This is a genomic window from Sphingomonas sp. DC1600-2, from assembly GCF_049897605.1.
GTDB lineage: Bacteria > Pseudomonadota > Alphaproteobacteria > Sphingomonadales > Sphingomonadaceae > Sphingomonas.
The window spans coordinates 310,031-329,523 of record NZ_JAFCWO010000003.1; the positions used below are offsets into that span (position 1 = coordinate 310,031).

Genomic DNA, 19,493 nt, shown 5'->3' on the forward strand with positions numbered 1-19,493 from the left:
CGTTAGCGAAAAGGCTTGCCGCGTAGGCATCTCGATCGCGCGGCTTAAAACGCCTCCCCGCCGTCCATGTCATGGTCCGTCGGCTCGTCCGCATCGCGTTGCTCGACTGCCGCTTCGCCGCCCAGCGCCGCGAAGCGTTCGTTCGCCAGCCATGCCAACCGATCCGCCTGCGTTGCCAGCGCCCGACGCAGCCCGGCCTGCACGTCGCGTCCGGCGATAATCTGTGCCAGTCGGGCGATGGTTAGCGCCCGCCTGGCGATCCGCACATCGGGGTGTTGGCGGAGTTTGAGCACGTCGGGGCTGACGATCTCGCCTTCGATTGCCGGTGGCAGCGCGCATAACGGGACGTCGGGCGGATCCTTTTCGTTGAGGATGCGCCCGAAATCGCTTTCGCTGACAAGCTTCATAAACACGCTGCGTTCCAGCGCGTTGAGGTGATCGGCAGCGGCGCGCGCAGCGGGCACGCGTTTCGGATCGCCCTTTACGTCCTGATATTCAGGCAAAAGCCAGACCTTGATCGTGCGCACTTCAAATGGATCGAGCACCGACATCGCCACCGCATCGGTCCGCTGGTTGGTCAAATGCCGCCCGATCCGCCCGCCCACGGTTTCGCGCGTCTGGCCGACATAGATCGGCTCGCCGTCATAATCGAAAAAGGCGTATACGCCCCATTTCACCGCCCCGACCGAAATCGAGGCACCGGCTTTGGTTACCGGGGCCTGGTCGAAGAAATCGGAGAGTTTCTGGCGCTTGAACTGCTCGAGTGCGCGGCGCAGCTCGATCGTCTCGTCGGGGGCGCTTTTGGTGTCGATGTCCGCAACCCGACGCCGTGTCGGCATTCGCGGCTCCTTAAGCAGAGGCAAGGGCGATCCCCGATTGCGTCAGCGCGGGTTCCAGCACCCATTCCGCAATGTGGCGGACGACCGGAACGACCACGCCATCGCCCGTCAAATGATAGGCATCGTTATAGCGCTCGGGCAGGCGATACGCTTCGGGCAGCCCCATCAGCCTGGCGGTTTCGCGAGCGGAGATGAGCCGCGTGCGCACCTTGCCCTTCTCAACTGCCAGGATCGTCTGTCGGCTGGACCCGCCCCCTGGCGTGCGCAGGCAGCCCGCCAGATCGAACCGCACTTCGGCGCGCTGCACCTTCTTGCCGTTCTCGATCCGGGTGCGCTTGTACACCGCGCCGACCGCCCTGCGCGCATTGCCAGCGACCAGATCGACCTTCGCGCGGTTGCCGTTGCTCATCATCGTCAGCAGCTTCCGCGTCTCGGCGGCGCTATGCCATGCGACGTCCCGGGGATGATCCTCGATGATATCGATAAGCCGGGCTTGGCGCGTTGCCGGGGCAGGGGCGGTGAACCACAGCCATTGCGCGCGCAGCTTTTCCGGTAGCGCGGCTTGTGCCTGCCGCAACCGCTCGGGGTGCCAGCGATCGACCGCCCAGGGGCTGAAGACGCGGGCGGGCACCTCTGTCGCGCGATCCAGCGCGATGACAAACAGACGTGGGCGCGACTGCGGCACGAAATGCTGCGCGTCGATCACCATCGCGCCGAGCCAATAGCCGGCATCCCCAACCGTCTGGCACAGCGCGGCAAAGTCCGCCCCATTCCGCGACGTCAGCAGCCCGCAGACGTTTTCCAGCACGATCGCGCGTGGCTTTCGGCCTTGCGTGCTCACATCCTGAATCAGGTTCCAAAACGGCCAGAATGCGCCCGATCGCGTGCCCGTAAGTCCGGCACCGGCCCCGGCGAGCGAGAGGTCCTGGCAGGGGAAGGACGCCCACACCAAATCCGCTTGGCCGGGCAGTTGGCGGGGTGTTACCTCGCCGACATCGCCAAGCAACAGCTCGTCCGTGCCCCAATTGTCGGCATAGGCCTTGGCCTTTTTGGGGTCGAAATCGTTGGCGAACAGGCATTGCCACGCCCCGCCCAGCCCCGCGCGGGCCATTCCGCCGCCTGCGAAAAATTCGTAAAAGCCGGGCCGTTCGTTCATCGATTCACCATGCCCGATCGCTTGCCCGGTGCAAGCCCCCTGCTTGTCGATGCCGACTGGCGACGCCATGTTGGTTTTTGCCCGATTGCCATTTGCCTTTCAAGAACAAATCTGGAACACGTCCTTCATGCTGACTCATATTTCGGTGCGCGGCGCGCGCGAGCACAACCTCAAGGACGTGTCGGTCGATATTCCGCGCGATACGTTGACGGTCATCACCGGCCTGTCGGGGTCGGGCAAATCGAGCCTCGCCTTCGACACCATCTATGCCGAGGGCCAACGGCGCTATGTCGAGAGCTTGAGCGCCTATGCGCGCCAGTTCCTCGAGCTGATGCAAAAGCCCGATGTCGACCATATCGAGGGCCTGTCCCCGGCGATCAGCATCGAGCAGAAGACCACCAGCCGCAACCCGCGCTCGACCGTGGCGACCGTCACCGAGATTTACGATTACATGCGCTTGCTCTGGGCGCGCGTCGGCATCCCCTATTCGCCCGCCACCGGCCTGCCGATTGCGGCGCAGACCGTCAGCCAGATGGTCGACCGCGTGATGGCGCTGCCCGAGGGCACGCGGCTGTATCTGCTCGCGCCGGTCGTGCGCGGGCGCAAGGGCGAGTATCGCAAGGAACTGCTCGAATGGCAGAAAGCGGGCTTTACGCGCGTGCGCATCGATGGCGAGATTTACGAGATCGACGAGGCCCCCGCGCTCGACAAGAAACTGAAGCACGACATCGAAGTGGTGGTCGACCGCTTGGTCGTCGGCCCCGACATGGCGACGCGCCTGGCGGAGAGCTTCGAGGCGGCGCTGAAGCTGGCCGAGGGGCTGGCTTATGTGGATTTGGTGGACACGACGGTGGCCGCGCTGGCTCTCCCGCTCCCCCTTGGGGGAGAGGGTCGGGGAGAGGGGCAGTCGCAAGCGCTGTCCTCCGATACTGCCCCTCTCCCAACCCTCTCCCCTGAAGGGGAGAGGGCTAAAGGCGGCATGAAGAACACCGGCATCCCCGCCAACCGCATCGTGTTCAGCGAGAAATTCGCCTGCCCCGTCTCGGGCTTCACCATCGCCGAGATCGAACCGCGCCTCTTCTCCTTCAACGCCCCGCAAGGCGCGTGCCCGGCGTGCGACGGCCTGGGCGAAAAGCTGCTGTTCGACGAGGACCTCGTCGTCCCCAACCACGCGCTCAGCATCAAGAAGGGCGCGGTCGTGCCCTGGGCGAAGTCCAACCCCCCAAGCCCCTATTACATGCAAGTGCTCGGCAGCCTGGCGCGCGAATTCGGCTTCAGCCTGGATACGCCGTGGGAGGATCTGCCGGGCGAGGTGAAACTCATCATCCTGCACGGCACCGGCGGCAAGCCGGTGACGCTGACCTTCATCGACGGCAAGAAGTCGTATGACGTGAAGAAGCCGTTCGAGGGCGTGATCGGCAACCTCAACCGCCGCATGCTCTCGACCGAAAGCGCGTGGATGCGCGAGGAACTGAGCAAATATCAAAGCAGCGCCGCGTGCGAAGTGTGCGGCGGCGCGCGCCTCAAGCCCGAGGCGCTCGCGGTCAAGATCGGCATGCGCGACATTTCCAGCGTCACGCGCCTGTCGGTGGTCGATGCGCTCGCCTGGTTCGAATCGGTCCCCGCCGATCTCACCGACCAGCAACGCGCCATTGCCGAGCGCATCCTCAAGGAAATCCTCGAACGCCTCGGCTTCCTCAACAATGTCGGGCTCGATTATCTCAACCTCGATCGCACCAGCGGCACGCTGTCGGGCGGGGAATCGCAGCGCATCCGCCTGGCCAGCCAGATCGGCAGCGGGCTGTCGGGCGTGCTCTACGTGCTCGACGAGCCCAGCATCGGCTTGCACCAGCGCGACAATGACATGCTGCTGAAAACGCTGCGCCGCCTGCGCGACCTCGGCAACACCGTGCTGGTGGTCGAGCACGACGAGGATGCGATCCGCACCGCCGATTATGTCATCGACATGGGTCCGGGTGCCGGCGTCCATGGCGGCGCGATCGTCGCGCAGGGCACGTTCGAGGAAGTACTCGCCAACCCCAACAGCATCACCGCCGATTATCTGTCGGGCAGGCGGGAGGTCGCGGTGCCGACCACCCGGCGCAAGGGCAATGGCAAGAAACTGACCGTCCACAACGCCACCGCCAACAATCTGAAGGGCGTGACGGCCAGCCTGCCGCTCGGCACCTTCACCTGCATCACCGGGGTCAGCGGCAGTGGCAAATCGAGCTTCACGATCGACACGCTCTATGCCTCGGCCGCGCGCGCGCTCAACGGCGCGCGGGTGCTGGCGGGCAAGCATGACAAGATCACCGGCCTGCAATATCTCGACAAGGTCATCGATATCGACCAGTCGCCGATCGGCCGCACCCCGCGCAGCAACCCCGCCACCTATACCGGCGCCTTCACCCAGATCCGCGACTGGTTTGCGGGGCTGCCCGAGGCGCAGGCGCGCGGCTACAAGCCCGGCCGCTTCAGCTTCAACGTCAAGGGCGGCCGCTGCGAGGCGTGCCAGGGCGACGGCCTGCTCAAGATCGAAATGCACTTCCTGCCCGATGTCTATGTGACGTGCGACGTGTGCCACGGCGCGCGCTACAATCGCGAGACGCTGGAGGTGAAGTTCAAGGGCAAGTCGATCGCCGACGTGCTCGACATGACGGTCGAGGATGCGGTCGAATTCTTCAAGGCGGTGCCGCCGATCCGCGACAAGATGGCGATGCTCGCCGAAGTCGGCCTGGGCTATGTCAAGGTCGGCCAGCAAGCGACCACGCTGTCGGGCGGCGAGGCGCAGCGCGTCAAACTCGCCAAGGAATTGTCGCGCCGCGCGACGGGGCAGACGCTGTACATCCTGGACGAGCCGACCACCGGCCTGCATTTCGAGGACGTGCGCAAGCTGCTGGAGGTGCTGCACCAACTGGTCGAGCAGGGGAATACGGTGGTGGTGATCGAGCACAACCTCGATGTGATCAAGACCGCGGACTGGGTGCTCGATCTGGGGCCGGAGGGCGGCGTGAAGGGCGGGGAGATTGTGGCGCAGGGGACTCCGGAGGTGGTCGCTAAGGCGAAGGGGAGCTTTACGGGGCGGTATTTGGCGCCGTTGTTGGGGGAGTAGGGGTTGAGAACGGCAGCGGTAGATTAACGCGATGGGAACTTCGATTTGGTAGAGTATTTAAGGAGCCATCGATATAATCGTCGACAGCATTTGGCGATAGTACGTATCAGTCATTGCTTTTGCGTGGGTAGCGAGCATTTGCGCCCGCTCAATCTTTGGTATTCCTTTGTTCCACATAGCAGTCGCTAGCATCATTACCTTCGCATGACTTATACCTACTGGGAGCGATGGATTTCCGGCATCTATGAATGGTTTCGCCGAGCGAAATCCTATTGCATCATTGGCAATACTGTGATGAAAATCGTAAACTGACATTCCTTCGGAGCCGCCATGACGTTTAACGAGCGCATCGAAATCATCGAACAAAACGGTATGAATAAACAATCCGTAAAAACTTGCTACTAATCGTGATAGGAATGAGTAGCGTGACCATATGCCTTGAGTTTTAGTGATCTCTGACAAAAGTCTCGAGGGAGTATCGAGTCTTGAAGTCAGTATAAGTCTTGCGTGTAAATTAAAAGGATCATTTCCTTTTAAGTGGAAAACAAGCTCATAAAGTACTGTAGAAGGCAAAGAGTATGTGTGTATAGCTGATGCAATTGACGTTGCTATGGCAATCTTGCTGTAGTCGTCGACCGCTTGACCGCTTCCGAGAAATCCGGTCACGATGTTCATCTGTGATTTATATTCAGGCGATCTAATCCAGCCACGAAGTAGATAATCGCGCAATGCTGGTCGGTCATAAATTATATTTCTGAACGAGGTATCGTCAATTGCAATATTGTTTCTAAATACGATTCCTAACAAACGCTTTAGTATTTTACCGCCACTTCCTTGGTCAAACAGTCTTTTCTCAATGCCATATTTGATAGACCTTGCAATTAGACGCCTATATATGGCCACCCTGCGATCAGACGAGCACTTCGACATCTTGTCTGTAAGCGAGAGAATGGCCATGTTCTCCGCAACTCTGAAGTATTTTACAGCTTCAGCTCCCGTCATTATCGTGGTCTTTCCACTGTTTAAGCGGATATTGCGGGTATGAAGGGCCAAGTCTAAATCCCTAAGTACGGATTTAGCTTTAGCAAGCGTATCCACGCCAAAATCCATGTCGTCCATGTATCGGGCGAAATCAACGTCAGGATCTTTCTCAAATAGCTCGTCTACTTCGAAAAGGTGAGTGTGCGCGAGCAATCTAGGCGCATCGAGATCCATCTGAGGGAGACCGATCCCAAAATTAGGCATATAATCTGGTCGCCAAAGCATTGCTTCTAGTATAAATAGTAGCAAATCTAGCGCATATTCTCTCTCAAGACCGTAGTCTGAAAGAATTGCGCGCAAGAATGAATGCAATATGCCATCATAATAATTTGCAATGTCTGTAACTACAACAAAGTTTCGTGTCTGAGAAAACTTTAGAACTTCTTGCTGAAAATCTAACCACGATTCGATCGGCCCATATCCAAACTCATCCTCATCGTTCATAGGATTAAGTTTGCTAAATGGTTGATCCTGGGGCGCAAAGAACGCAGTGGGTGACGGTGCCTTATTTTTGATCTCCCTCCATAGCGAGTCGGATAGGGCCTGAAGGACGAGGGCCTCCGCAGGGGAGGGCAACGCGATTTGACGGCATAGTCCCTTCCCTTTCTCTACTTTCATTCGCAAAATTGGAGCGGGTATGTAATCTCCGTTGCAAATCAGCGCCTCAAGTGCGGCACACCTCTGCCGGTGTTCCATATGAAAATCTAGGAACTCGACGGCATCCGGAATAATCTGTTTCCGCATGTGATCTCTCACGCCACGTTTCTTCTTCCAAAGCGTGGCGAGCACAGATGATGCCACTATCCTTTTAAACTCTAGGGCTTTTTGCTGAAACTTTGGTGAGTGCATATACCAAGCATATAAAGAAGCTCGTTTGGTGCAATGAAAGATTTAAGTTGGCCAATTACTAGGCTTCAAAAGAACTCCACTCCGTACACCCCACAACCCGCAGCCCCCGCCCAGCCCAAGTCCCAACACGCGCCCGCACCTGCAAGAACAGCCAATCCGGGATCGCGCCATAAAAGGGCGTGCCGTCGTCCAGCACGCGCACATCCGGCTCCCGCCAGCGGAAGCCGACCTCCCGGCTCAACCCAGCGCCGCCAGCGTCATGGGCAAAAGGTGCGGCGATCCGGGCTGACGGTCAAAATCGCCTACAGTCCCGCCGCCTTGCGTAACGCGGCATTCGTCTGGCCCTGCCAGCCCGGCCCATCGGGGCGAAAGCGCTCGATCACGTCGAGGTGGAGCGGCAGCGTCGGCGCTGCAAGCCTACCGCCCCGCAATCCCCTTCTTCCCGCTCCGCTTCTGCGCTATATTCCCCCCATGCCCAAGCTCTCGCCCATCGAGTCCGAGTTTGAATCGACCGAAGCGGCCGAAGCGCATGATCGCTGGGTGCGCGAGAAGGTGGAGCAGGCGCTCGCCGACCCAGCGCCCAGTATCCCGCACGATCAGGTGATGGCTGACCTCCAAGCCGTTCTCGACGGACACGCGCCCCGCTGATGCTGCGGTTGGTCTGGCGTCCAAAGGCTCGCCATGACCTGCTCGACATCGCCGCCTTCATCCGCCAGCGCAATCCGCTGGCAGCGCAGCGCCTGTCCGCCCTGATCCGCGACGCCGCCGAGCGCCTGCCGGAACATCCCTACGTCCACCGTCCTGGCCGGGTGCCGGGCACGCGCGAGGCGGTGGTCCACCCCAATTACATTCTGATCTATCGGGTTTTGGCGGACACCGTCGAGGTGATCACCGTCCTCCACGCCCGCCAGAACTATCCATGAACCCATGCCGCAGCGCCCCGCGACCCGCCCACGGTCTTTGACAGCACCGCACCACGGCCCCACCCCAACCCAGCGTCGGGCGAAGGGGAGGGGCCATCCGCGCCGCTACCGGTGCAGCGTCCGGATCGCGTCCACGATCACTTGCGGGCTGTGCAGCCCCTTATAGACCGGCGGCGGGGTGCGATCGAGTTTGAGCAGCGTGTACACTGCGGTCATCGCGCAGCGCACCGAATATTCCACGGTGAACACCACGTCGTCGGGCTGCTCGGCATATTGGCCGAGAAAGGCGAGGTTGGTCGATCCCTCGGGCACCACCTTGGGCCGGTCCTTGCCCGTCCGCACCATGAACTGGCTGGTGATATAGGGCATCGCGCAGGGGATGCAGGTCGATGCCGCCATCACCGCCGCCTGGTCGGCCGCGCTGAAGTGCAGATGGCCGAGCACTTCCTCCAATATCTCCGCGCCTGTGCAATCGACCATGCGCTTCTTGACATAATCGCCGACGCGATCGTGGAACAGGCCATAGCCCCACCATACCGACACGCCCTCGGGCTGATCGGCAAAGAACGGCTGGTGATAGATGGACAGCGTGATCAGCCAGCTCGAATCCTTGAAGGTGATCAGCCCGCCCGTGCCGGGGGCGCTGCCGCTGAAGCGTTCCATCAATTGCAGGAACAGCGGGTCCTTGACCGTGACGGTATAGGAAATCCACGAGCTTTCCGCGATGTTGCCGTTGAACGCGGCGGGGTTGCCGAAGGCGGGGCGGCCTTGCGCGAGCTTCTCCCAGAGTTTCCACGCGCCCGAATGGTTGCTGGCGTCGAGGCCGGGGGCCTTGGTCATCGATCCGAACGCCTTGTCGGCGGTCATCGATCCATTGGTGACGAACACGCAGTCGCCGGGCGCGACCGGGATCGCCTCGGGGCCGTGGTCGGTAAGCGTGGCGATGCTGGTGACGGTGATCGCCTCGCCGCTCGCAAAGCCCAGATCCTCGACCCGCACGCCGAAGCGGAACTGCACGCCGCGCTCCTTCAGCCAGTTGACGATCGGCACGGCGAAGCTGTCATATTGGTTGAGCAGGCTGCGATAGATGCCCTCCTGCGTGTCGATCGTCGAGAAATGGTGGACGAAGCGCTGGAGGTAGCGCTTGAACTCGATCGCGCTGTGCCACGGTTCGAAGGCGAACAAAGTGCACCATTCGAACCAGAAATTGCTCTGGAAGAAATGCGGCTGGAAGCAATCGACGATGCGCTTGCCGTCGAGCAGATGCTCGGGCTCGGCCATGATCTTGACCAGGTCGATACGGTCGCGCTCGGTAAAGCCCATGGTATGGAAATCGGGGATGCTGCCGTCGCGATTCACCAGCCGCACCTTGTTGTGCCACGGCCACTGCGCATTGGCGCGGTCGGTCTCCTCGCGCACCGAGATGCTCGGGTCGCTCGCCGAGGGGATCGAATCGAGCAAGTCGAAGGTGCATTGATACATCGCCTCGAACATGCGGCTGCCGCTCATGAAATAGCCGTTCTCGGCATCGCCATGCGCATCGAACGCGCCGCCGAATTTGTGGCTTTCCTCCAGGATGACGATGTCCTCGCCCGCCACGCCGCCGTCGCGGATCAGGAAAACCGCACCGGCGAGGGAGGCGATGCCGCTGCCGACGAAGGTATATGTGCTCATGGGATGCGATCCTTTGTGCTGCCGGGCCGCCGTTTACCAGCGGTCCCGCGCGCACGATCAGCCTCGGAAACTACGCAGGTAAGCCCTGTGAAAGGGCCGGATCGCAACCTTTTCGTGCGCGGCGCATTACCCGTTCTACGATACAGGAGGATCTCGACATGCGCGCATTCACTCTGGGTTTGATCGCCGCCTCGACGTTGGTGGCCGGCTGCACCGAATATGGCGACGGGCCGCGTCGCGGTTATGGGGATGGCGGCTATTCGCGCTACGATTACGATCGGCCCGATCCCGCGTATAACGGGTATGACGCGTCGCGTTATTACCGCGACGATCCGCGCCGCTATCAGGAGCGCCGCCTCAGCTCGAACGACCGCGTCTATCGCGGCAGCGACGGGCGCTATTATTGCCGCCGCAATGACGGCACGACCGGTCTGATCGTGGGTGGCGTCGCCGGTGGCGCTTTGGGCGCGGCGATCGCGCCGGGCGGCTCGGGCGTGCTTGGTGCGCTGCTCGGCGGCATTGGCGGGGCGCTCGCGGGGCAGGCGATCGACAAGAGCGACAATCGCGACGTGCGCTGCCGCTGACGCAATTGGGCCGGGCGAGGGGGTTCCCTCGTCCGGCTCGCGCAAACTTGTGCGGCTGGATTGCGCAGCCGTAATCCGCATCCCATATCGCTGCGCATGAGCGAGAACCCAATGGTGTGGCACGGCACCACGATCCTGTCCGTGCGCAAGAATGGCCGCGTCGTCGTCGCCGGAGACGGCCAGGTGACGCAGGGCCAGACCGTCATGAAACCCAATGCCAAGAAGGTCCGCCGCCTCGGTGACGGATCGGTGATCGGCGGCTTTGCCGGCGCGACCGCCGATGCCTTCACGCTGTTCGAGCGGCTTGAGCGCAAGCTCGAGCAGCATCACGGACAATTGCTGCGCAGCGCGGTCGAACTGGCCAAGGACTGGCGCACCGACAAATACCTCCGCAATCTGGAAGCGATGATGATCGTCGCCGACAAGGACGTCACGCTGATCCTGACCGGGAATGGCGACGTGCTGGAGCCCGAGGCGAGCCCCAATGGCACCGTCGCGGCGATCGGATCGGGCGGCAATTACGCGCTGTCCGCCGCACGCGCGCTGGTCGATTACGAAGCCGATGCCGAGACGATCTGCCGCAAGGCGATGGCGATCGCGGCGGAGGTGTGCGTCTACACCAACGACCGGCTGACCGTGGAGAGCCTCGCGGCATCTGCCTGATGCGCGTCGCCCCGGCGGAGGCCCGGGCCGCTAGCAAATAGCACGCGCCCTAATATCATAGCGGCCCCGGCCTCCGCCGGGGCGACGGAACCTTTCCAATGAACGAAGCCCTGACTCCCAAAGCCATTGTCGCAGCCCTCGATGCGCACATCATCGGCCAGGCCGACGCCAAGCGTGCGGTTGCGGTCGCGATGCGCAACCGCTGGCGCCGCCAGCAGCTCGCGCCCGAATTGCGCGACGAGGTCTCTCCGAAGAACATCCTGATGATCGGGCCGACCGGCTGCGGCAAGACCGAGATCAGCCGCCGTCTCGCCAAGCTGGCCGATGCGCCGTTCATCAAGGTCGAGGCGACCAAATTCACCGAGGTGGGCTATGTCGGTCGCGACGTCGAGCAGATTGCGCGCGATCTGGTCGAGGAAGCGATAAGGCTCGAAAAGGAACGTCGCCGCGCCGCCGTCAACGACAAGGCCGAGGAAGCCGCGATGGGCCGTCTGCTCGATGCGCTGACCGGCAAGGGCGCGAGCGAGGCGACGCGCGAGGCGTTCCGCCAGCGGTTGCACGACGGCCATTTGCGCGACACCGAGATCGAGATCGAGCTGGAAGCGCAGCCCAACATGCCGTTCGAACTGCCCGGCGGCGGCGCGCAGATGATCAACCTGTCCGAAATGATGGGCAAGGCGTTCGGCAACCAGCAACTCAAACGCCGCAAGCTGACGGTGCCTGCGGCCTGGGACAAGCTCGTCGAGGAAGAGGCCGACAAGCGCCTCGACCAGGATGAGGTCAGCCGCGCCGCCTTGGCCGATGCCGAGGCGAACGGGATCGTGTTCCTCGATGAAATCGACAAGATCGCGGTGTCCGACGTGCGCGGCGGTTCCGTCTCGCGCGAGGGCGTGCAGCGCGATTTGCTGCCGCTGATCGAGGGCACCACGGTCGCGACCAAATATGGGCCGATGAAGACCGACCATATCCTGTTCATCGCCAGCGGCGCGTTCCACGTCGCTAAGCCGAGCGACTTGCTGCCCGAGCTGCAGGGCCGCTTGCCGATCCGCGTCGAGCTGAAGGCGCTGACCGAGGACGATTTCGTCGCGATCCTGAGCGACACCAAGGCGTCGCTGACGCAGCAATATGTCGCGCTGATCGCGACCGAAAATGTCGGCGTCGAATTTACCGAAGACGGCATTCGCGCAGTCGCGCGCATTGCGGCGGAAGTGAATGGCGAAATCGAGAATATCGGCGCGCGGCGCTTGCAGACGGTGATGGAAAAGCTGCTCGAGGACGTCAGCTTCAACGCCGAGGATCGCGGCGGGGAGACGGTGGTGGTCGATGCCGCTTATGTCGAAACGCATCTGGCGAGCATCGCGCGCAACACCGATCTCAGTCGGTTCGTGCTGTAAGAGAGGGGAGGGTGTCCCGACCCTCCCCGCTTTACTCGCTCTTAACCCCGCTCTTCCCCTTGTCCCACGGCACGAACGCGCCGAGGCGGCAGCGCGGGCCGGGGATGCCGAGGCCGGAGCGCTCAAGCGTGTAGAACAGGTCGCCGCGACACAATTGTCCGCCAAACACCTCGGTCACTACGATCACGTCGTCGTCGAGCCCAGGGCACGCATTGGGCAGGTCGTTGCGCCAGATGCGTCCGCCGTCGCGGTATAGCAGCGTGTGATCGTCGATCACCTGCGGGCTGCCGATCCGGCTGGTCGACAGGCACGTCTCGGGCTTTCCCGCGACGCGCCCGGCCAGGGCCTTATCGAGATCCTTGCTGTCCGACGCCACCATCGTGGCCAGCGCGGACACGAGCAGCGCGCTGCGGATCATGGTTTGCGGTAAGGGATGAAATCGCCAAAGCTGCAGCTGCCGCTCGGGATATGGCTGGTCAGATCGACCGTGCGGACGATATCGCCGCGACAGAGCTCGCTGCCGAAGGTCTTGGTCACGATCGCGTCGCCCCGCCGCAGCCCGAAGCAGCCGCCGCCGGTATCGGTGCGCATGATGTCGTTACGGCCGTTCTTGTACAGGATCGTGTCGCCGACGCGGGTAGTGTCGCGGTAGCGGATGGGGTCGATGCAGGTCTGCGGCTTGCCCGGCACCAGTCCGGCGAGCTGCTTGTCGAGTTCGGCTTTGTCCTGCGCGGCCTGGCGCGCCTCATAGCCCTTGGTATCGGCGGAAAGTGCGGCGGTCCCGCCGATCAGCAGCGCGGCGGGCAGGAGGAATCGGTACATGGCAACGGTCCTTTTCACAGCATCTGCCCCCGCCGTTTGTTTACGCCATTTCGCGGTCAAAAAACATCCTTTGCCGCGCGACGCTCGGCCAATTGCTCGGCGGAGGAAGCGCGCAGGAACGGGTTGGTGGCCAGTTCCAGGGCGATCGTCGTCGGCACGGTTGGCTCGCCCGCAGCACGCTTGGCGTCGACGTCCTTCATGCGTTCGGCGACCGCCGCATTGTCGGGCTCGGCAGCGGCGGCATAGCGGCCGTTCGACTGGGTATATTCATGCGCGCAGAACACGATCGTCTCGGGCGGCAAAACGGCGAGGCGCTGCATATTGGCGTACATTTGCGCCGGGCCCCCTTCGAACAGGCGCCCGCACCCCATTGCGAACAGCGTGTCGCCGCTGAACAGCAACGCATCGTCGGCCATGTGGAACACGATATGCCCCGCGGTATGCCCCGGCGTTTCGATCACGCGCGCGACATGGTTGCCGATCTTGACGCTGTCGCCCTCACGCAGGCCGTAATCGAGTGTGGGGATCTTGTCGGCTTCGGCAGCGGGGCCGCTGACCGTCGCGCCAAGCGCCTTGATCTCTGCATTGCCATTGGTGTGATCGGGGTGCCAGTGGGTGTTCCAGATCTGCGAGATGGTCCAGCCGCGCGCATTCGCCGCCGCCAGCACCGGGGCGGCGTCGCTCGGATCCACCACGACGGTTTCATTGGCAACGGCGTCGTGCAGCAGCCACACATAATTATCGTCGAGCGCGGGCACGCGGACGATGTCGAGCGTGGTCGCCATTACCATTCTCCGGTGTTGGGCATCGACGCCCAGGGTTCGGCGGGGGGCAGCACGCCGTTCTGCAGCAATTCGATCGAGATATTGTCGGGCGTGCGCACGAACGCCATGTGGCCGTCGCGCGGTGGGCGGTTGATCGTCACGCCGCCATCCATCAGGCGCTGGCACGTCTCATAGATATTCTCGACCTGGTAGGCGAGGTGGCCGAAATTGCGCCCGCCCGTATAGGGCTCCGGGTCCCAATTGTGCGTCAGCTCGACTTGCGCGTCATGGTCGCCGGGCGCGGCCAGAAAGATCAGCGTGAAGCGGCCCTTCTCATTGTCGAAGCGGCGCACTTCCTCCAGCCCGAGAAGTTTGAAAAAGTCGATCGTCGCGACCGGGTCGGTCACGCGAATCATCGTGTGGAGATATTTCATCGGCGCACTCCTACAGGCTTTGCCCCCCAAATAGGCATGCACGGCGGCAAGCGCCAGCTACGGTTTGGCGTCGAATTGCGTTAGCGCCGCCGCTGCTGCCTTTCCCGGTGGGCTGTCTGGCCGAAGCGTCACCGCCTGGTGCCAGGCGGCCTTGGCTCCGGCTTCGTCCCCCGAAAGAGCGGCGATGTTGCCGGCCTCCAGTTGCACCGCGGGATCGTCGCCGCCCAGGCGCAGAGCCTCGGCAATGTCCTTTTTCGCGCGCGGCACTTCCTGCATCCGCCGCGCCAGCGTTGCCGACAGCAGCCACGCTAGCGGATCGGTGGGCACTTCGGTCAACGCATGGTCGATGTCGTCGCGCGCATTCTCCATGTCGTCGCCCGCCACCATCGCGCGTGCGCGGTCGAGATGCGCCTCGCCCAGCGACAGGCCGGTCAGTATGCCGGTGGCGAGCGCGGCATCAAGCGCGCTGCGCGCCTTGGAGGCATCGCCGGCCGCCAGCCAGGCATTGCCCGCCTGCGCCCAGTAATTGGCGGCTTGCGTGTCCTTGGCCCGTTCCGCGCCGGTTGCCGCTTTCTCGAAGGCGGCAGCGGCGGCGGACCAACGGTGTTCGCGGCTATAGGCCATGCCCAGGCACTGGCTGGCGAGGAAGTCGCCGCCCGCCAATTCCCATTGCCCGGCCTCGGCCTCGGCAGCGGCGGGGTTGGTGCTCGACAGCGCCAGGCAGCGGTCATAGCGGTCGCCACTGGGGGCGGCAGGGCCGGTTGGTCCGGTAGCGGTGCTTTGCGCAAGCGCAGCGGCGGCAAGCAAAGGCAGCAGGATCATAAGGCGCGCGTCACATCCTCGACCGCGGCGATCAGCAAGGCGAGATCGGCCTCGCGCGACAACCGGTGATCGCCGTCCTTGATCAGCGTCACCTGCACCTTGGCTGAACGGATCAACTCGGCCAGGCGGATCGTCCGGTTGGCGGGCACCTCGGCATCGGCCATGCCGTGCAGCAGCCGCACCGGCACGTCGATCGGGAGCCCGGAGAACAGCACGCGATTGGCCTCGCCCGATTGCCAGAAGGCACGGGTATAGACCATCGGCAGATCGGCATAGCGCCCGACCTTCTCCAGCCGCCCTTCGGACAGGATCTGCAGTTTCTCGTCGACGGTGAAGCCCCAGTCGGTGAAATCGGGCGCGGGCGCGATGCCGACCAAGGCGGCGACCTTGTGCGGATGGTCGCGCGCGACCAGCAGCATCAGCCAGCCGCCCATCGATGATCCCACCAGCACGGCGGGGCCTTCGACCAATTGATCGAGCATCGCCAGCACATCGTCGCGCCAGCCGGCGAGCGTCTGTTCCTCAAACGCCCCCGCGCTACGCCCGCACCCGCCATAATCGAACCGCAGATAGGCGTGGCCGGTGCGCTTGGCCCAGGCTTCGAGCGCCAGCGCCTTGGTTCCTTCCATGTCCGAACCATAACCGGGCAGGAACACGACGGTAGGGCCGGTGCCCTCGGTCAGATGATATGCGAGGGCGGGGCGGGCGGGGGGCGATGTGTCGGTCATGGCGGCGGGCTTAGCCGAAGATCGGGGGAGGGGAAATCGGGGTTTGTTCGCCGCCTCCTGGCGCCCCGCCGCAGCAAGGACGCCGGGGGGCGGGGAGACGCTATTTCCCAGCTACAAACGCCACCACTGCCGCCTTGAACGCCTCGGGCTGGTCGAGCATCACCATATGAGCACTGTCGCCGATATCGACGTAGGTGATGTGCGGTGCCGTAGCATAATGCTTGCGATAGAATGGATCGGCCATCGCCTTGGTCGGCCCGCCCGCGTTCCATGGATACAGCAAGGTCATCGGCGTCGTGATCGACGCCAGTGCCTGGCGCAGATCGGTGGTCAGATCCTCATACATCGCTTGCGCCGTTACGCGCGGATCGGCAGCCTTGGCCCAGGTGGTCATGCGGGCGATACTGGCGGGCTTGATCGCCAGGCCGCGCGTCTGCGCCGCCACCGCCGCATCGCTCGGCACCGTTCCATAACTGGCGGCGATAGCGTCGCGCATTTTGGCGGCTTGCGGCGCGACCATTGCAGGGGTGGGGTCGATCCCTGGCGGAGCCATCAGCACCGCGAAATAGGGGAGCGAGTCGACGATCATCAACCGCGCGAGGTCCGCTGGATGCGCCTTGGCCAGCATCAGGCCGACCAGCCCGCCCATCGAATGGCCGATCACCAGCGCACCGTGCAGCTTCTCCCGCGCGATATAGCCGTCGAGATCGGCGACGATGCCGTCGAGTATGCCCGGCTGCAAATTGGCCCCGGGATCATCCCCGCCAAAACCGTTGACCTGCACCAGGATGACGCGGTGGGTCTTGGCCAGTTCGGGTGCAACATCGTCCCATACCGCGCGCGGGGAGGCGAGGCCGGGGATCAGGATCACCGGACTGCCCTTGCCCATGGTGACGATCGAAATGTGCGGCAGGCGTAGCTCGGCCGTCGTCGCCACCTGTGCCCCCGTCGGGGCGGCCTGCGTCGGCGTGGCGGGCAGCAGCAGCGCCAGCGCGGCGATCAAAGCGGTTTTGCGGGCAGACATCATGACGCGTCTCCTTTGGAGGGACTGACGAAAATCGCTTCGATCGGAAGCGCGAACAATTCAGCGATGCGGAAGGCGAGCGGGAGCGACGGATCGTAGCGCCCGGTCTCGATCGCGTTGACGCTCTGGCGCGACACCTCCAGCCGCTCGGCCAGGTCGCCCTGGCTCCAGCCTCGCTCCGCGCGCAGCACCTTGAGGCGGTTGATCATGTCGCAGTGCTCGACGTCAGGCGGTCGCGCAGACTCATCCCGCACTGAACCAATCCGAAGGCACCGCACCACAATGGGAAGGCGAGGAACGCGGGTGGCTGGTCGGTAAGCCCGCCATTGGCGAGAAAGCCCCAGACCGTCAGCACGGCCAGCAATACCGCCAACCCCCAAGCATTGCCTTTACCAGGCGTTGACGCAGAAACTCGTCGCGCTCCTCGACAAGGTACAAACCCATGATCGCAATCACGCCGAGCAAGGGCAGGGACGGGGCAACCGCAAGCGCGGCCAGCGCGATCCCGGTCGGGTGCCAGAAACGGATCAGATAGGTCGCGGCGAACAGCACAAGGACATAGCTGAACATCGTCGGAATAAACCGCACGACGTAGCGCTGCTGCGCCGGATTGCGCTTCTGCATGGAAAGCATCCTTTCACTCTTGTGAAGGGAGCTTTACAGTCAAGGTTCCTTGTCTGTCAAGGAGCCTTGATAGGGCCGGTAGCGAGTTCGCTCAGACTTTGATCTTAGCCGCCACCGCCTCCGCCACCTTGATTCCGTCCACCGCCGCCGACAAAATCCCCCCGGCATAGCCAGCGCCTTCGCCCGCCGGGAACAGGCCCGCGGTATTGAGGCTCTGGAAATCGTCGCCGCGCGTGATGCGCACGGGGGCGGAGGTGCGCGTCTCGACGCCGGTCAGCACCGCGTCGGGATGGTCATAGCCGGGGATCTCACGCCCGAACTGGACCAGCGCCTCGCGCATCGCGGTGATCACGAATTCGGGCAGGCACAGCGCCAGATCGGTCATCGTCACGCCGGGGCGATAGGAGGGGGTGACGCTGCCGAGCTTGGTCGAGGGCCGCCCGGCGAGGAAATCGCCGAGCAATTGCGCGGGCGCGTGATAATTGGAGCCGCCCGCGACGAAGGCGCGTTCCTCGATCTGGCGTTGCAGCGCGATTCCCGCCAGCGGATGCTCGGGATAGTCGCGCTCGGGGTCGATGCCGACCACCATGCCGGAATTGGCGTTGCGTTCGTTGCGCGAATATTGGCTCATGCCGTTGGTGGCGACGCGGCCTTCCTCGGAGGTGGCCGCCACCACCGTGCCGCCGGGGCACATGCAGAAGCTATAGGCGGTGCGCCCGTTCTTGGCATGGTGCGAGATGTGATATTCGGCCGCGCCCAAAATCGGGTGCCCGGCATTGGGGCCGAAACGCGCCTGGTCGATCCACGATTGCGGATGCTCGATGCGCACGCCGATCGAGAAGGGCTTGGCCTCGACATGCACACCGCCTGCATGGAGCATGTGGAAGGTATCGCGTGCGCTATGGCCGACCGCGAGCACCACCTGTTCGGCGGCGAGATAATCGCCGGTGTGCAAATGCAGCCCGCGCACGCGCCGTGTGCCGTGCTCGTCGGTGGCGACATCGATGCCGTCGACGCGGGTCTGAAAGCGATATTCGCCGCCCAACGCCTCGATCGTCGCGCGCATGCTCTCGACCATAGTGACCAGGCGGAAGGTGCCGATATGCGGGTGCGCCTCGGTCAGAATTTCGGGCGGGGCACCGGCTTTTACGAATTCGGTCAGCACCTTGCGGTCGAGGTGGCGCGGGTCTTTGATCCGGCTGTAGAGCTTGCCGTCGGAAAAGGTGCCGGCGCCGCCTTCGCCGAACTGCACATTGCTTTCGGGGTTGAGCACGCTGCGCCGCCACAGGCCCCAGGTGTCCTTGGTGCGTTCGCGCACCACCTTGCCGCGATCGAGGATGATCGGGCGGAAGCCCATTTGCGCGAGAATCAGCCCGGCGAACAGCCCGCATGGCCCCGCACCCACGACCACGGGGCGCGGGCCGCTCCAGCCCTCGGGCGCCTTGGCAACGAATTTGTACGCCGTGTTGGGGGTCGGCTGGACATGCCGGTCCTTCTTGAAGCGCGCCAGCACCGGCGCTTCATCGCGCACGTTCACATCGACCGAATAGACCAGTTGGATGTCGGTCTTGTCGCGCGCGTCATGCGCACGGCGGGCGATGGTGTAGCGCACCAGATCGCGCGGGGTGATGCGCAGCCGCTGGCGGATCGCTGCGGCGAGTTCTTCCTCGGCATGGTGGAGCGGGAGCTTGAGATCGGTGATGCGCAGCATCGCGCCGCCATAGCCGGGAAGCGCGGTTTCGGGAACTGGGCCTCTGTATCCTCCCCTTTCCGGGGAGGATACCGTCAGATCACATATTCGACCGTGCGGCGCTGCAGTTCGTCCGCCATCACCGCTGCGCGCTTTTCGACGATGCGCTTGTTCAGGCGCAGCACGGTCTGGCTGCCGGTGGTCTTGAATGCGGCGGGGACGACGGCATGGACGAGGCAACCGAGGCCGCCGCCGATCAAAGTCACGCCGAAGCGGGAAGCAACACCGAAATGCTCGGCATAGCTTTCGCCGACCGAGGCGGGGTGATCGAGGAACAGACGGCGAAACAT

23 protein-coding genes are annotated in these 19,493 nt (G+C 63.3%); 6 read left to right on the top strand and 17 right to left on the bottom strand.

The window, feature by feature from the left end; translation table 11 throughout:
* Nucleotides 1–44: 44 nt before the first annotated feature.
* Both ACP7BL_RS08145 and ACP7BL_RS08150 read right to left on the bottom strand, forming a co-directional pair.
* Complete coding sequence (locus ACP7BL_RS08145; RefSeq protein WP_426258059.1) at nucleotides 45–839, bottom strand: GIY-YIG nuclease family protein; 795 nt, start codon at nucleotides 837–839, stop codon at nucleotides 45–47.
* Nucleotides 840–849: 10 nt separating this feature from the next.
* On the bottom strand, nucleotides 850–2,064 hold the full coding sequence (locus tag ACP7BL_RS08150; protein ID WP_126848111.1) for a DNA cytosine methyltransferase: 1,215 nt from the start codon (nucleotides 2,062–2,064) through the stop codon (nucleotides 850–852).
* A 58-nt stretch (nucleotides 2,065–2,122) separates the two neighbouring features.
* On the opposite strand from ACP7BL_RS08150, the gene uvrA reads away from it, so the two are divergent.
* Nucleotides 2,123–5,107 (top strand): excinuclease ABC subunit UvrA, encoded by a 2,985-nt coding sequence (uvrA, locus tag ACP7BL_RS08155; protein ID WP_426258060.1) that lies wholly within the window; start codon nucleotides 2,123–2,125, stop codon nucleotides 5,105–5,107.
* Between the two features lie 57 nt (nucleotides 5,108–5,164).
* Here the strand turns inward: uvrA and ACP7BL_RS08160 are convergent, their stop codons facing one another.
* Complete coding sequence (locus ACP7BL_RS08160) at nucleotides 5,165–6,892, bottom strand: RNA-directed DNA polymerase (RefSeq protein ID WP_426258061.1); 1,728 nt, start codon at nucleotides 6,890–6,892, stop codon at nucleotides 5,165–5,167.
* A gap of 407 nt (nucleotides 6,893–7,299) precedes the next feature.
* Complete coding sequence (locus tag ACP7BL_RS08165; protein ID WP_299106530.1) at nucleotides 7,300–7,428, bottom strand: BrnA antitoxin family protein; 129 nt, start codon at nucleotides 7,426–7,428, stop codon at nucleotides 7,300–7,302.
* Between the two features lie 40 nt (nucleotides 7,429–7,468).
* Between ACP7BL_RS08165 and ACP7BL_RS08170 the strand changes: the two genes are divergently transcribed.
* Nucleotides 7,469–7,645, top strand: coding sequence for a type II toxin-antitoxin system RelB family antitoxin (locus ACP7BL_RS08170; RefSeq protein ID WP_299106527.1), 177 nt, complete (start codon nucleotides 7,469–7,471; stop codon nucleotides 7,643–7,645).
* Nucleotides 7,645–7,920: a type II toxin-antitoxin system RelE/ParE family toxin gene (locus tag ACP7BL_RS08175; protein ID WP_299106524.1), complete on the top strand. Its 276-nt coding sequence runs from the start codon at nucleotides 7,645–7,647 to the stop codon at nucleotides 7,918–7,920. The genes ACP7BL_RS08170 and ACP7BL_RS08175 overlap by 1 nt, the downstream gene beginning before the upstream one ends.
* A 105-nt stretch (nucleotides 7,921–8,025) precedes the next feature.
* Here the strand turns inward: ACP7BL_RS08175 and ACP7BL_RS08180 are convergent, their stop codons facing one another.
* The gene (locus ACP7BL_RS08180) at nucleotides 8,026–9,594 is read right to left on the bottom strand and encodes an oleate hydratase (RefSeq protein ID WP_299106522.1); all 1,569 of its coding nucleotides are present in this window, start codon (nucleotides 9,592–9,594) and stop codon (nucleotides 8,026–8,028) included.
* Between the two features lie 158 nt (nucleotides 9,595–9,752).
* On the opposite strand from ACP7BL_RS08180, the gene ACP7BL_RS08185 reads away from it, so the two are divergent.
* The 3 genes from ACP7BL_RS08185 (at nucleotide 9,753) to hslU (ending at nucleotide 12,235) form a co-directional block, all read left to right on the top strand.
* Entirely contained in the window at nucleotides 9,753–10,178 is a 426-nt protein-coding gene (locus tag ACP7BL_RS08185) for a hypothetical protein (RefSeq protein WP_171010532.1), read from the top strand.
* Nucleotides 10,179–10,274: 96 nt separating this feature from the next.
* The gene (gene hslV / locus ACP7BL_RS08190) at nucleotides 10,275–10,841 is read left to right on the top strand and encodes an ATP-dependent protease subunit HslV (protein ID WP_033964240.1); all 567 of its coding nucleotides are present in this window, start codon (nucleotides 10,275–10,277) and stop codon (nucleotides 10,839–10,841) included.
* 98 nt (nucleotides 10,842–10,939) lie between these two features.
* Entirely contained in the window at nucleotides 10,940–12,235 is a 1,296-nt protein-coding gene (gene hslU / locus ACP7BL_RS08195; protein WP_299106508.1) for an ATP-dependent protease ATPase subunit HslU, read from the top strand.
* 31 nt (nucleotides 12,236–12,266) lie between these two features.
* Here the strand turns inward: hslU and ACP7BL_RS08200 are convergent, their stop codons facing one another.
* From ACP7BL_RS08200 to ACP7BL_RS08255, 12 genes are all read right to left on the bottom strand, one after another.
* Nucleotides 12,267–12,653 carry a hypothetical protein gene (locus tag ACP7BL_RS08200; protein WP_299106505.1) on the bottom strand — a complete coding sequence of 129 codons (387 nt, stop codon included), beginning with the start codon at nucleotides 12,651–12,653 and terminating at the stop codon, nucleotides 12,267–12,269.
* Nucleotides 12,650–13,057 (bottom strand): hypothetical protein, encoded by a 408-nt coding sequence (locus tag ACP7BL_RS08205; protein ID WP_426258062.1) that lies wholly within the window; start codon nucleotides 13,055–13,057, stop codon nucleotides 12,650–12,652. Before ACP7BL_RS08205 ends, ACP7BL_RS08200 begins: the two co-directional genes overlap by 4 nt.
* Nucleotides 13,058–13,113: 56 nt before the next feature.
* Nucleotides 13,114–13,842 (bottom strand): hydroxyacylglutathione hydrolase, encoded by a 729-nt coding sequence (gloB, locus tag ACP7BL_RS08210; protein ID WP_299106499.1) that lies wholly within the window; start codon nucleotides 13,840–13,842, stop codon nucleotides 13,114–13,116.
* Nucleotides 13,842–14,255 carry a VOC family protein gene (locus ACP7BL_RS08215; protein WP_126848091.1) on the bottom strand — a complete coding sequence of 138 codons (414 nt, stop codon included), beginning with the start codon at nucleotides 14,253–14,255 and terminating at the stop codon, nucleotides 13,842–13,844. The genes gloB and ACP7BL_RS08215 overlap by 1 nt, the downstream gene beginning before the upstream one ends.
* A gap of 57 nt (nucleotides 14,256–14,312) precedes the next feature.
* Nucleotides 14,313–15,077, bottom strand: coding sequence for a hypothetical protein (locus ACP7BL_RS08220; protein ID WP_299106493.1), 765 nt, complete (start codon nucleotides 15,075–15,077; stop codon nucleotides 14,313–14,315).
* A complete protein-coding gene (locus ACP7BL_RS08225; protein ID WP_426258063.1) occupies nucleotides 15,074–15,805 on the bottom strand; it encodes an alpha/beta fold hydrolase in 732 nt (243 codons plus the stop codon). The genes ACP7BL_RS08220 and ACP7BL_RS08225 overlap by 4 nt, the downstream gene beginning before the upstream one ends.
* 100 nt (nucleotides 15,806–15,905) lie before the next feature.
* A complete protein-coding gene (locus ACP7BL_RS08230) occupies nucleotides 15,906–16,832 on the bottom strand; it encodes an alpha/beta fold hydrolase (protein WP_426258064.1) in 927 nt (308 codons plus the stop codon).
* Nucleotides 16,829–17,038 (bottom strand): helix-turn-helix transcriptional regulator, encoded by a 210-nt coding sequence (locus tag ACP7BL_RS08235; protein WP_033964242.1) that lies wholly within the window; start codon nucleotides 17,036–17,038, stop codon nucleotides 16,829–16,831. Before ACP7BL_RS08235 ends, ACP7BL_RS08230 begins: the two co-directional genes overlap by 4 nt.
* Nucleotides 17,035–17,202 (bottom strand): hypothetical protein, encoded by a 168-nt coding sequence (locus ACP7BL_RS08240; RefSeq protein ID WP_426258065.1) that lies wholly within the window; start codon nucleotides 17,200–17,202, stop codon nucleotides 17,035–17,037. Before ACP7BL_RS08240 ends, ACP7BL_RS08235 begins: the two co-directional genes overlap by 4 nt.
* Nucleotides 17,178–17,453, bottom strand: a complete 276-nt coding sequence (locus ACP7BL_RS08245) for a hypothetical protein (protein ID WP_426258066.1) — start codon at nucleotides 17,451–17,453, stop codon at nucleotides 17,178–17,180. Before ACP7BL_RS08245 ends, ACP7BL_RS08240 begins: the two co-directional genes overlap by 25 nt.
* Nucleotides 17,454–17,544: 91 nt before the next feature.
* Nucleotides 17,545–19,164: an NAD(P)/FAD-dependent oxidoreductase gene (locus ACP7BL_RS08250; protein ID WP_426258067.1), complete on the bottom strand. Its 1,620-nt coding sequence runs from the start codon at nucleotides 19,162–19,164 to the stop codon at nucleotides 17,545–17,547.
* A gap of 74 nt (nucleotides 19,165–19,238) precedes the next feature.
* Nucleotides 19,239–19,493: a DUF6356 family protein gene (locus ACP7BL_RS08255; protein WP_159181853.1), complete on the bottom strand. Its 255-nt coding sequence runs from the start codon at nucleotides 19,491–19,493 to the stop codon at nucleotides 19,239–19,241.